This window comes from Methylobacterium longum (genome assembly GCF_022179385.1).
In the GTDB taxonomy this organism is placed as follows: Bacteria; Pseudomonadota; Alphaproteobacteria; order Rhizobiales; family Beijerinckiaceae; genus Methylobacterium; species Methylobacterium longum.
Genome location: NZ_BPQS01000019.1, coordinates 15209 through 27827, shown reverse-complemented (window position 1 = coordinate 27827; position 12619 = coordinate 15209). Strand labels below are relative to the sequence as shown.

10 protein-coding genes are annotated in these 12619 nt (G+C 71.8%); 6 read left to right on the top strand and 4 right to left on the bottom strand.

All coding sequences use genetic code 11. The features are described 5' to 3' along the window. Positions 1-57: 57 nt before the first annotated feature. Positions 58-540 (bottom strand): DUF721 domain-containing protein, encoded by a 483-nt coding sequence (locus MFF58_RS17110; protein WP_238289972.1) that lies wholly within the window; start codon positions 538-540, stop codon positions 58-60. A 133-nt stretch (positions 541-673) separates the two neighbouring features. Here MFF58_RS17110 and mutY point away from each other — a divergent pair, with 133 nt between their 5' ends. Continuing rightward, positions 674-2014, top strand: a complete 1341-nt coding sequence (gene mutY, locus MFF58_RS17105) for an A/G-specific adenine glycosylase (RefSeq protein WP_238289971.1) — start codon at positions 674-676, stop codon at positions 2012-2014. A 207-nt stretch (positions 2015-2221) separates the two neighbouring features. On the opposite strand, the gene MFF58_RS17100 is transcribed toward mutY, so the two are convergent. After that, positions 2222-3412 carry a site-specific DNA-methyltransferase gene (locus MFF58_RS17100; RefSeq protein WP_279602948.1) on the bottom strand — a complete coding sequence of 397 codons (1191 nt, stop codon included), beginning with the start codon at positions 3410-3412 and terminating at the stop codon, positions 2222-2224. 617 nt (positions 3413-4029) lie between these two features. Here MFF58_RS17100 and MFF58_RS17095 point away from each other — a divergent pair. The 4 genes from MFF58_RS17095 to MFF58_RS17080 all read left to right on the top strand — a co-directional run bounded on the left by MFF58_RS17095 (position 4030) and on the right by MFF58_RS17080 (position 6951). Beyond that, the gene (locus tag MFF58_RS17095; RefSeq protein WP_373323352.1) at positions 4030-4341 is read left to right on the top strand and encodes a septal ring lytic transglycosylase RlpA family protein; all 312 of its coding nucleotides are present in this window, start codon (positions 4030-4032) and stop codon (positions 4339-4341) included. A 109-nt stretch (positions 4342-4450) separates the two neighbouring features. Next, a complete protein-coding gene (locus MFF58_RS17090; RefSeq protein ID WP_238289968.1) occupies positions 4451-4765 on the top strand; it encodes a polyhydroxyalkanoic acid system family protein in 315 nt (104 codons plus the stop codon). Between the two features lie 80 nt (positions 4766-4845). Beyond that, entirely contained in the window at positions 4846-5082 is a 237-nt protein-coding gene (locus MFF58_RS17085) for a hypothetical protein (protein ID WP_238289967.1), read from the top strand. A gap of 66 nt (positions 5083-5148) precedes the next feature. Next, complete coding sequence (locus MFF58_RS17080; protein ID WP_238289966.1) at positions 5149-6951, top strand: ATP-binding cassette domain-containing protein; 1803 nt, start codon at positions 5149-5151, stop codon at positions 6949-6951. Positions 6952-7009: 58 nt separating this feature from the next. Here MFF58_RS17080 and MFF58_RS17075 read toward each other — a convergent pair whose 3' ends face one another. Then, the gene (locus MFF58_RS17075; RefSeq protein ID WP_238289965.1) at positions 7010-7195 is read right to left on the bottom strand and encodes a DUF3606 domain-containing protein; all 186 of its coding nucleotides are present in this window, start codon (positions 7193-7195) and stop codon (positions 7010-7012) included. 207 nt (positions 7196-7402) lie between these two features. Between MFF58_RS17075 and MFF58_RS17070 the strand changes: the two genes are divergently transcribed. Further along, positions 7403-8899: a carboxypeptidase M32 gene (locus MFF58_RS17070; RefSeq protein ID WP_238289964.1), complete on the top strand. Its 1497-nt coding sequence runs from the start codon at positions 7403-7405 to the stop codon at positions 8897-8899. Positions 8900-9140: 241 nt separating this feature from the next. On the opposite strand, the gene MFF58_RS17065 is transcribed toward MFF58_RS17070, so the two are convergent. Continuing rightward, positions 9141-12617 (bottom strand): ATP-binding protein, encoded by a 3477-nt coding sequence (locus tag MFF58_RS17065; protein ID WP_238289963.1) that lies wholly within the window; start codon positions 12615-12617, stop codon positions 9141-9143. Between the last annotated feature and the right edge of the window lie 2 nt (positions 12618-12619).

Sequence of the window (12619 nt, the reverse complement as noted above, 5' to 3'; positions counted from 1 at the left end):
GTTTCGATGCCGGTACTCGGGCGCGGGCTTCCTGGCAAGGTGACCGAATCGTCCCGTTCACCGGTCCGGGCGCGAGGCCACGGCCGCGGTGCCGAGGCGGTCGAGGGCGGCGCGCAGATTGTCGTCAGCGATGCCCGCCACGGCGCGCTGGACCTCGACGGCGCGCGCCGGATCGATCCGGGCGGGCGCGGCAGCACGGCCGCCCCGCCCGACCCGGTCCTGCTGCAGCACGATGCGGGACACGCAGGCCCAGCCGTAATGGGCGTTGATCCGCTGGATCACCACCGGTGCGAGGTGCTGCAGCTCGATGGCGAAGACGCCTTCGACCCGCACCACCAGGGTGCCGGATTCGGGGGTGCCGGCGTCCTTCCGCCGTCGCTTCGGCCATTCGAGCTTCGACGGACGGCAGTAGCGGGCGAGCCGCTCGCCGACGATCTCCGGCCAAGCGGCCAGGATGTCGGTCGAGGCGAAGCCCTGCGCCGCGAAGGCCGGCCCGATGCAACCCTCGATCAGTTCGGCCAGCGGTTTGACGCGCGCCATGATGGTTCCGGCCCAGTGGATCCGCGGAGGTTAGCGCAGGATGGTTGACGAAGGGAGGACGCGCCGGCGGTTTCGTCGCCCTATGATCGCCGCCGCCCTCCGGCTATGCAGCGGCAGCCCGGTCGACCAGCCCATGCCGCCCCTCACAGCCACGGATTCCAAGCCCGGTCCCGGACCGTGCGCCGACGACCTGCTCGCCTGGTACGACCGGCATCGGCGGGTGCTGCCCTGGCGGGCGCTGGCCGGAGAGGTGCCCGACCCCTACCGGGTCTGGCTCTCCGAGGTGATGCTGCAGCAGACCACGATCGCCGCGGTGCGCCCGTATTTCGAGCGCTTCCTGACGCGTTTCCCCGACGTGTTCACCCTCGCCGCAGCCCCCGAGGAGGCGGTGATGTCGGCTTGGGCCGGACTCGGCTACTATTCCCGCGCCCGCAATCTCCACGCCTGCGCGCGGGCCGTCGCGGCTTCGGGCGGTCGCTTCCCCGACACCGCCGACGGCCTGCGCAAGCTGCCGGGGATCGGCGCCTACACGGCCGGGGCCATCGCGGCGATCGCCTTCGAGCGACCGGAGGCCGCCGTCGACGGCAACGTCGAGCGGGTGCTGAGCCGGGCCTACGCGGTCGATGCCCCCCTGCCGGGCAGTCGCCCGGAGATCCGCAGGCTGACGCAGGCCCTCGTCCCGGAAAGCCGACCGGGCGACTTCGCGCAGGCGCTGATGGACCTCGGCGCGACGATCTGCACGCCGAAGCGCCCCGCCTGCGCGCTCTGCCCGTGGATGCGGCCGTGCCGCGCCCGGTCGCTCGGCACGCAGGAGACGTTCCCGCGCAAGATCCGGGTGGCGAAGGGCGCGCTGCGCCGCGGTGCCGCCTTCGTGGCGATCCGCAGCGGCGACGAGGCGGTGCTGCTGCGGACGCGCCCACCGGAGGGACTACTCGGCAACATGGCGGAGCCGCCGGGCAGCGCCTGGGAGCCGGATTATGACGTCGCCGCAGCCCTGCTGGACGCGCCGCTCGACGCGCGCTGGAAGCGCCTGCCGGGCATGGTCCGCCACGGCTTCACGCATTTCCCCCTGGAACTGACCGTGTTTGCGGCGCGGGTGGCGCTCTCGACGCCCGCACCGGCCGGCATGCGCTTCACGCCCCGCTCCGGCCTCGCCGAGGAGCCGCTGCCCGGCCTGATGCGGAAGGTTCTGGCCCACGCCTTCGATCCCAAGGTGGAGCCCGAGAAGAAGCCGCGCGGTCGCCCGAAGAAGGAGCCGCCGCCGATGCCGCTGCTGGCGGCCCTGGAGGCGCAGGTGTCGATACCGGATCCCGATCCGCGGCCGAGCGTGCGGGCCGTCCCGAAGCCTCGGCCGAGGCCGGCGCCGGCGCCGCCGCCGGAGGTGGACGATGTGCTGGATGAGGAGGCCGCCCCCCCCATGACGGCACGGCCGGGACCGCCTGTGCGCCGATCCGGGGCGGCGCGGAAACGGTAGAGCCGTCCCGCACCGCACGCACGCTGGCTGCAGACGGAGGACGTCGTCGCCCTCGCAGCAAGATCGTGATCGGTGTTCCGGAGCGCGGCGGAGGCCGCGGCTGGCACTCCCGTGGGATCTGCCGGCGTCGGCGCCTCGGGACGGATTCAGGGTGAACCGATGGCGTCCGGGACCCTGGGGCCCGGAGCGCGGCGACGGATCGCGGGCTCAGCCGTTCGCCATCGCCTGCCGCAGGCCGGCCCGGTAGGAGTCGATCACCACCGGCTTGCCGCCGCGTTCCACGTGCCAGAACGTCCAGCCGTTGCAGGCCGGCAGGCCCTGAACCAGGGCACCGATCTTGTGGATCGAGCCGATGACGAGGCCGTTGTCGAGCTGTCCGTCCGGACGCACCGTGGCGCGGTACCGGCGGCGCTCGTCGGTCACGGTCTCGCCGGGCCGGATGTGCCCCGCCTCGATGACCGACAGGAACGGCACCCGCGGCTCGGCGCGCTTGGTCGGCGCCACCATGAGGGCCGCCTTCGACAGGGTCTCCACCGCCGCGATCCGCTCGCGCGCAGCTTCCGCGTAGAGCGTCTCCCGCTCGATGCCGATGAAGCGGCGGCCGAGGCGCTTGGCCACGGCTCCGGTCGTGCCGGTACCGAAGAAAGGATCGAGGACGACGTCGCCGGGATTGGTCGCGGCCAGCAGGGTCCGGGCGAGCAGCGCCTCGGGCTTCTGGGTCGGGTGAACCTTCCGGCCTGCGGCATCCTTCAGCCGCTCTTCGCCGGTGCAGAGGGGGATGAACCAGTCGGAGCGCATCTGGAGGTCCTCGTTGCCTCCTTTCAGCGCCTCGTAATGGAAGGTGTAACCCTTCGACTCCGCCGAGCGCGAAGCCCAGATCAGGGTTTCATGGGCATTGGTAAACCGCTTGCCGCGGAAATTCGGCATCGGGTTGGCCTTGCGCCAGACGATGTCGTTCAGGATCCAGTAACCGAGATCCTGCAACGCGCTCCCGACCCGGAAGATGTTGTGGTAAGACCCGATCACCCAGAGGGTCGCGTTCGGCTTCATCACGCGGCGGCAGGCCGCGAGCCAGTCCCGCGTGAAGGTGTCGTAGGCTTCGAAGGTCGCGAATTTGTCCCAGTCGTCGTCGACGGCGTCGACGCGGCTCTGGTCGGGACGCAGCAGGCCGGCTTCGCCGAGCTGAAGGTTGTACGGCGGGTCGGCGAACACACAGTCGACGCTCGACGCCGGAAGGGCGTTCATGGCGGCGATGCAATCCCCGACCAGCACTTGGTCGAGGGGCAGGGAACGCTGGGCGGGTACGAGACCCATCCGTGGCGCCGACGCGGGCCGCCCGGCACGCGAGACCTGATTCCGGGCGACGGCGTCGGCAGCCACGGTACGCGGGGAAGCCATGGCAAACACCGGTTACGCGACTGACCGGCAGACCATGCCCCCGGTACGGTAAAGGTCGCGTTGTCGGATTTCAGCGCCGGGCGTCCCGTTCTGGGGCTGCAGTTTTTGCCGGGCCGGGAACCGATGATCCACCCATCGATTAATCGACCCTGTCGCCGAGCCGGGTGAGTGGCGGCACGGGTCGATGCGGCGGGCCACCCCGCAGCGCCGCGAGACGCCAAGGCGGCCGACCCGCAACGAATGCCGGAAACCAATCCCCGATCCCCGCAATCCGAGCGTTCCGCGTCCACCTGAGCGGGAAGCAGGGTCACACCCAGCGCAAGGCTTGGGAATTTCAGCCTATAACCTGTCTTCCTCGGCTGAGACGCCGAAAAGCTTTGAAATGACGCGCCTCGACTTGCAGGCAAGTATTTACGAGATCTGACAGAAATTTTCCGCAACAATTGCGCATGTAATCAGCACGCGTCGAAAAATCGCGCCTTTAATGCGACCTCGACCGTACGCCAAGACCGGCCTTATTCCGGCCGATTTCGGAAACGACTGGCGCCGTCCCGAAAAAACAAGGGAATGCGTTCAGAATGTCGTTTGGTTTCGGAAAGCTCGTCGTTTCGCTCGGAATGCTGACCACCGTCCTCGGGACCTCCCTCCCAGCCTTCGCACAGAGCGGGGCGGCCTCCTGGTACGGCAGCGGCCACCGCACCGCGAACGGCGAACATTTCAACCCCAACGGAATGACCGCCGCCCATCGGAGCCTGCCCTTCGGCACCCGGGTCCGCGTCGAGAACCAGCGGACCGGCCGCTCCGTGATCGTGCGCATCAACGACCGGGGTCCGTTCGTGCGCGGCCGCATCATCGACCTGTCCCGCGGCTCGGCTCGCGCCCTCGGCATGGGCGGCACGACCTACGTTTCCCTGCACGTCCTGAACTGACGCCACGGCACGCGGACGGCCCTGCTCCCGACGGACAGGGCCGTCACGAGGCGTTGTCTGCGGCATCCGGAGGCACCATCTGCTGCCAGGTTCAGCCCGGATCAACCGCATGCCCAAGCCTCTCATCGTCGACATCCCGCACGACCTCGGCCGCGACGAGGCCAAGCGGCGCCTCGAGCACGGGATCGATCAGGCGCGGGCCTTCCTGGCCAAGAGCGGGATCACGGTGGACCAGCTCGCCTGGACGGGCGATCGCCTCGATTTCGGCGTGTCGGCGGTGGCCCAGAAGATCGCCGGCACGATCGACGTGGGAGCCGAGAGCGTTCGCCTGGAGGTGAAGCTGCCGTTCCTGCTCGCCCTGTTCGCCGAGAAGATCCAGAAAGTGGCGAGCAAGGAGGGCAACCTCCTGCTGACCAAGAAGTAGCGGTTCGGAACCGGAACGCGGGGACCTTGTTTCCGCCGGACCGGTGCGACCGCGCACCGTCGGTCTCGCGGAGGATAACGGTGTTCCAGTTCACGCTCGCCGATCCGGGGCAGGTCCCCGAGGTGCCGCCGCAGCCGGTCCCGGCACCGGACCGGCCCTACGAACCCCCGCAGGCGCCGACGCAGCCCCCGGGACCCGAGATCCCCGGGAACACCCCCTCCGAGTCCCCCGGCATCCAACCGCCGGAGATCCCGGTGAACGACCCGGGTGCGCCGGAGATCAGCCCCCCGACCGGGCCGGCCAACCCGATCGCCTGAGCCGGTACGACCTGACCGGGGCGGTGCCGTTTGAACAGCCCGCCCCGCACTGCCATAAGCCGGCCCATGGCCGCTCCCCCGCTCCTCACCCTTCAGGACGTCTTACTCACCTTCGGCGGCACGCCGCTCATCACCGGCGCCGACCTCGCCATCGCTCCGGGCGAGCGCACGTGCTTGGTCGGTCGCAACGGCTCGGGCAAGTCCACGCTGATGAAGATCGCCGCGGGCCTGGTCGAGCCCGACAAGGGGCGCCGGTTCATCCAGCCCGGCACCACGATCCGCTACCTCGCCCAGGAGCCCGACTTCTCGGGCTTCGCCACCACGCTCGACTTCGTCGAGGCCGGCCTGCCGCCGGGCGAGTCCACCCACCGCGCCCATTATCTGCTGGAGAGCCTCGGCCTCACCGGCGCGGAGGACCCGCAGACGCTCTCGGGCGGCGAGGGGCGGCGCACCGCGCTGGCGCAGGCGCTTGCCCCGGAGCCCGACGTCCTGCTCCTCGACGAACCCACCAACCACCTCGACCTTCCGGCGATCGAGTGGCTCGAATCGGAGTTGAAGGGCACCCGCGCGGCGCTCGTCCTGATCAGCCACGACCGGCGCTTCCTCTCGGCGCTGTCCCGGGCCACGATCTGGCTGGACCGCGGCGAGACCCGGCGGATCGACCAGGGCTTCTCCAGCTTCGAGGCCTGGCGCGACGCCTTCTTCGAGGAGGAGGAACGCGATCAGCACAAGCTCGACCGGAAGATCGCCGCGGAAGAGCATTGGCTGCGCTACGGCGTCACCGCCCGGCGCAAGCGCAACGTCCGCCGTCTCGGTAACCTGCACGAGCTGCGCAAGGACCGCCGCGAGGTCCGTCGCCCCGTGGGCAGCGTCAGCATGCAGGCGTCCGACGCGGAATCCTCCGGCAGCCTCGTGGTCGAGGCGCGCGACATCGCGAAATCCTACGGCGAGCGGACGATCGTCGCGGGCCTGTCGCTCCGGGTGATGCGGGGCGACCGGCTCGGCATCGTCGGGGCCAACGGCGCGGGCAAGAGCACCCTGATCAACCTGCTGATGGGGCGCCTCGCGCCGGATTCCGGCCAGGTCGTGCTGGGCACCAACCTGCTGCCGGTGGTCCTCGATCAGGCCCGGGCCGTGCTGGAGCCCGGCATGACCGTCACCGACGTGCTCACCGGCGGGCGCGGCGACAGCGTGACCGTGAACGGCCAGAGCCGCCACGTGATCGGCTACCTCAAGGACTTCCTGTTCACCCCCGAGCAGGCCCGGACGCCGGTCTCGGTGCTCTCCGGCGGCGAGCGCAACCGGCTGCTGATCGCCCGTGCCCTGGCCCAACCCGCCAACCTTCTCGTCCTCGACGAGCCGACGAACGACCTCGACCTCGAGACCCTCGACCTCCTCCAGGAGATGCTCGGCGACTACCAGGGCACGCTGATCCTGGTGAGCCACGACCGCGACTTCCTCGACCGCGTGGCCGGCAGCGTCCTCGTCTCCGAGGGGGCGGGCCGCTGGGTCGAGTATGCCGGCGGCTACAGCGACATGCTGGTCCAACGCGGGCAGGGCGTCGAGGCCCGGGCCGCCGCGCCGAAAGCCAGGGAGCCGCGGGAGCGGTCTGCCGCGCCGACGCCTCAGCCGGCGGGCAAGCCCAAGCTCGGCTTCAAGGACCAGCACGAGTTGAAGACGCTGCCGGCCCGCATCGGGAAGCTGGAAGCGGCGATCGGGCAGCTCAAGACGATCCTGGCCGATCCCGATCTGTATGCCCGCGACCCGGCCCGCTTCGACAAAGCCTCGTCCATGCTGGCGCAGGCCGAGACCGAGCTGTCGCAGGCGGAGGATCGCTGGCTGGAGCTAGAGATGCTGCAGGCCGGCTAGGAACGGCCGGCATCTCCGATGCGACGAGATCCCATCTGCAGGGCGTTCGGCCGGTCGTTCACGGCCACGCCTTGCCGAGATACCTCGCGACGTCCCTCGTCTGAACACCGACGCGTCTGACGGCGTCCACGATCTGCTCCCGCGTCACACCGAATCTCCGCGCCCAGTAGCGAAGCTCCCATTCCTCGTGAACGTTGATCTTGAATTTGTCCTCCGGCTCCCGCCGATCGAGATCGTCAGCCATCTTGGGTTTACTCCAGGTGAAAAACAAACCTAAGCGATATTTTTAGGGCGGCAAGGGGCGGTGGTGGGCGTAGTCCACAGATTGCTGCTACGAACCCGATCACCCTGCGGCACGCATCGGTGCGACGATCGTGCGTGAGACGCCGAAGGCGCGGGCAAACGTTATTTTCCCCGTTCCGTCAGTCACATCGAAGAAGGCTTGCCCGGCATGACCGCCTACCAGACCCTGGAGCAGCGCTTCGCCCGTCTAGCGGCCCTTGAGGGCGCGGCCGGGATCCTCGGCTGGGACGCGCAGACGCTGATGCCCGACGGCGCTGCCGAGGCACGGGGCGATCAGCTCGCGATCCTTCGCGGGCTCGCCCACGAGATGCTGACCGCCCCCGGGGCCGCCGAGGATCTGCTCGCCGCCGAGCAGGCGGGACACCCCGATCCCTGGCCCGCGGCCAACCTGCGCGAGATGCGCCGCGCTCAGGCGCACGCCACGGCCGTCCCGCGCGACCTCGTGGAAGCGAGTTCCCGCGCGGTTTCCCGGTCGGAGATGGTCTGGCGCGAGGCGCGACGCGACGCGGACTTCGCCCGGCTGGAGCCACACCTCGCCGAGGTGCTTCGGCTTCAGCGCGAGATCGGTGAGGCCAAGGGTGATGCCCTCGGGCTCGATCCCTACGACGCGCTGCTCGACAGCTACGATCCCGGCATGCGCCGCGCGACGATCGATCCGCTCTTCGCGGACCTCACGAGCTGGCTGCCAGCGCTCATCGCGCGCGCCCGGGAGATCCAGGCGTCCCGAGCGGCGCCGCTGCCGCTCGCCGGCCCGTTCGACGTGGACGTGCAGCGCGCGCTCGGCCTCAAGCTCATGGCGGCGGTCGGCTTCGACTTCACCCGCGGCCGGCTCGACATCAGCCTGCATCCGTTCTGCGGGGGCGCCACGGACGACGTGCGCATCACCACCCGGTACGACGTGGCCGATTTCGGCCGCGCCCTGATGGGCGTGCTGCACGAGACCGGCCACGCCCTCTACGAGCAGGGCCGTCCGGCGGCGTGGCGGCACCAGCCAGTGGGCGCGGCGCGAGGCATGAGCCTTCACGAGAGCCAGTCGCTCATTGTCGAGATGCAGGCCTGCCGGAGCCGGGCGTTCTTCACGTTCCTGGCGCCGTTGCTGCGGGAGGCATTCGGGCGGTCCGGGCCGGAATGGTCACCGGAGAACCTGCACGCGCTGAACACCCGCGTCGCGCCGGGCTTCATCCGCGTCGACGCCGACGAGGCGACCTATCCGGCCCACATCCTCCTGCGCTACCGGCTGGAGACCGCGATGATCGCGGGCGACCTCGCGGTGCGCGACCTGCCGGGGGCCTTCAATGACGGATTGCGGGAGCTTCTGGGGCTGGCCGTACCGGACGACCGGGTCGGATGCCTTCAGGACATCCACTGGCCGAGCGGCGCCTTCGGCTATTTCCCGACCTACACGCTGGGTGCGCTGGCGGCGGCGCAGCTGTTCCGGGCCGCCCGGTCGGCCGAGCCCGCGCTTCCGGATTGCCTGGCGCAGGGGGATTTCGGGCCGCTGAGAGACTGGCTGCGCGCCAAGGTCCACGCGGTGGGGAGCCTGCATGGCACCGACGAACTCCTCGCCCGCGCGACCGGCGCGCCGCTCGGCACGGAGGCGTTCCGGGCGCACTTGGAGGCGCGGTATCTCGCCGGCGCGAGCTGACCGGCGGGCGACCCGATCCGGGAGGCTGTCCCGCGTCAGCGGCCGCAGGGAGACGGGGCAAGCGATCGCCGGTGAGGTCGGTCGGCTCGCAGCGTCGGCGCGCGGGGGGCAACGGGTGCCGCGGCAACGTGGCGTCGCCGATCGGGGCGCCCACTGGATCGCCGCCCGGCAGGCGCGGCTCTGAGACCGGCGGCGGAAAGCCCGGCGAACCCCCGCGCGCGACGCGGGCGGATGGCAGGACCTACAGCGCCACCACGTCCACCGCCGCGCCCAGACGCTCGCGAGCCAAGTCGGCGACGTGGCGGTGGTGGGTGAATAGGATCGGCTGGACGCGCGCGCCGATCTCCGCCAGCGCGTCGAGGCCGTAGCCGGTCCGGGTCTCGTCGAAGGTCGAGAAGAGGTCGTCGCCGATGAACGGCGCCGGCTCGGCCCGGCCGGCATAATCCTCCAGGTAGGCGAGCCGCAGGGCGAGGTAGAGCTGGTCGCGAGTGCCCTCGCTCATGCCCTCGATCGCCACCGTACCGCCGCCCGCGCGCTGGCCGGCGAGCCGCGGCGTGTCGGCATCGTCATAGGTCTGGGCGAGGCCCGAGAAGGCTCCGCCGGTGAGCGCCCGGAACAGCGCACCGGCCCGCGCGACCAGGGGATCCTGCTGCCCCGCCCGGTGCCGGGCCATCGCCTGACCCAGCATCAGCCCCGCGAAGCGCAGGACCGCCCAGGACCGGGCCGTCGACTGAAGATCGGCCTCGGCGGCCTTGCGCTCCGCGAGTGCCGGTTCGGCCCCGGTCCCGCCCTCCAGCTCCGCCCGGCGGCGCTCGGCCCGGTCCCGGTCGGCAAACACGATCTGGCCGCGTTCCCCCAGAGCTTCGGCCTCCAGGGCGAGCCGGGCCAGCTCCGCCTCGATCGCCTCCGGCGGCAGCGCGGCGAGATCACCGCGCAGGTCGGCCTCCGGCAATCCGTCGCCGGCGCCGGCGAGGCTGCCGCGGAGCCGCAGCAGCTCGGCCCTCAGCCGCTCCCGGGCACTCAGCCGGTCGAACAGGATCTCGACTTCCACCATCGATGCCGTCTCGAGGTTCGGCAAGGCCTCGGCGACCTGCCGGCTCAGAGCCGCGAGCGCGGCGTCCCGGCGTTCACCGGCGGCCCGGTCGGCGCCCTCCGCCTCCTCACGGCGACGATCGAGTTCGGCGCGCCGGGCCTCGCGCGCCTGCGCGGCGACGAGGCGCGCGTGCAGCGTCCGGACGGCGCCGGTCGGCGGCGTGCCAGCGAGGTCGGGGGCCAACGCCTCGATCAGGGCGGCCGCGCCGCATCGGAACGCCTCCATGTCGCGCCGGAGGCCGGCCGACCGGCGATCGAGGGCGGCGCGCTCCGCCAGCCGGTCGGGGACCGTGCGCCAAGCCTCCAGGGCACCTTCGGCCTCTTCGGGCCGCGCCGTCCCGCCGAGCGCGAGAGGCTGAAGCGCCTCGATCCACTCGGTCCGCCAGGCGGCCCGTTTGGCCTCCAGGCCGGTCCGGGCCGCGTCGAGCCGTTCGGCGGCGGCCCGCGCGGCGCGCAGCGCGCCGCCGGTCTGCAGGTTCGCCTCCCAGCGGCTCGCCAGGGTCGCGACCCGGGCTTCGAGACGTTCGAGGGCCTCACCGATCTCGAGGGCCGGCGCCGGCTCGAGGCCGGCACGGGCTCCGAGATCCGCGATCGGCGATCGGGCCGCTTCGATCCCGGCCCAAACCCGGCCGCGCCCGATCCGCTGATCCGCGAGCCGTTGCTCGGCCTCGATCAGGCCCTCGACCTCGGTCAGCCACGCCGCCATCTCGGCCGGCGAGGCGGGAACGATCCCGGCGGGCCGCCACGCCTCGCGCCAGGCGGCCTCGCCCTCGGCGATTTCGGCGCAGATCCCGGCAAGATCCTCCTCGGCGGCGGCCAGATCCGCCTCCTCGGCGGCGAGGCGTTCGAGGTCGGCCGCGTGGGCCGCGACCCGGGCGGCATCATCCCCGCGCGCGTCGGCCAGCCGGTCCGCGTCGCGGCGCGCCGCCTCGTAGGCCGCGATCTGGGCGGCCGCGACGGCTCGCCCCGACGCCAAGGCGTCGCGCAGCGGTGCGAAGGTCGCGTCACGGGTATCCCGGAGCGCCTCCACGCGCTCGCGGGTGGCCACGGGCCGTCCGGCCTCGCGCTCCCGGACGCGGTCGCGGGTGACGGCGACTTGGCGGCGGGCCACGTCGCGCTGGTCGGCCGACCGCTCCCGCTCGCGGATCTTTCCGTCCAGCAAGCCGCGAAAGCGCGCCACCGTCTCCTGGGCAGGCAGGGGCATCCGGACGAGGGCGGCGAGATCGGGGATCGGAGGCGACAGCCGGGCAGCCCCGTTCCGCAGCAGGGCCGCCTCCCGCTGTATGGTCGCGTCCAGCGTCTCGAGAGCGGCGACCCGCTCGTGCAGGCGTGCGAGCGGCCTGAGGGCTTCGCGCAGCGGGGTCGGATCGTGGGTCGCGCCCGCCGCCTCGACCTCACGGGCAAGCCGATCGCGCTCGGCGCAGGTTGCGGCGAGGTCGTGGGCAAGCTGCTCTTCGGCCGCGCTCAGCGCCCGGTGATCCCGGATCAGCCGCTCGATCCGGGCGCGGGCGGCGTCGGTCGGCTGATCGGCTTCCAGCGCCGCCACGTCCGGCGCGCCGATGCGGGCGCGCAGCCGCTCCAGCTCCAAGCCGACCTTGTGGGCGTCCCCCTCGATCCGGGGCAGGTCGGCGCCACCCTTCTCGTACGCGTTGGTGCCGCTGAAGGCCGCCAGAATCTCGTCGGCCCGGAGCGTCAGTCCCGGCTCAACCGGCACCGCCTCGGCTTCGGCGCGGGCGCGGGCGAGGGCGGAGCCGGTGCCCTCCACCGCGGACTCCGCGCCGCGGCAACGCTCCAGGGCTGCGCCGAGGCGCTCGATCCAGGTGGGTTCAGCCTCGACCAGCCCGTTCTCGGCGGACATGCGCGCGTCCAGCGCATCGATCTCGGCGAGGATCGGTCGGACCCGCTTGAGCCGCTCCAGCCGGGCGCGCGCGACCGCCATGGCCTTCTGCTCCTCCCTGACGCCGTCGAGCTGCCCCGCCGCGGCGGCGATCTCGTCGTTCAGCGCCCGCCAGTCCCCGGTCCGCACGCCCTTGTCGCGAATCGCCTTGCGGGCGGTCTCGTGGCGCTCCAGGGCCTGGTAGAAGGTCCGGTGCTTGGCTTGCCGCGGCGCGAAGATGCCGTCGGCCTCCTGATCGAGGGCGGCCTGCAGGTCCGTGAGGCCGCGCAGGCCCGAGCCCGCCGCGAACAGGCTCGCGCCGACCTCGCCCTCGACATCGACCATCTCGCGACCGCCGGCCCGCAGGCTCGACGCGTCCAGGCCGAAGGCACGGCAGAACACCGTTCGGGAGATCCCGCCCAGGAACGGCGCCAGGACGTCGTCGGGAAGCGGCGCCTCGGCGGCGTCGATCAGGGTCCGGCTGTTGCCCTTCCGGCGGCGGAACGTGAGCCGACGCCCGTCGACGGCGGCGATGTCGGCGCCGAGTCGAAGCTGCGGCATGTCGTGCAGGAAGGCGTAGCGGGTGGATTTCTCGAAGCCGAACAGCAGATCCGTGACCGCGGCCAGTGCGGTGCTCTTGCCGGCCTCGTTGGCGCCGAGCACCACGTGCAGCCGCGCGTCCGGCCGGAATTCCACGACCCGGTCGGTGAAGGCGCCGTAGCGCTCGAGGGCGAGGCGGATCAGGCGCATCG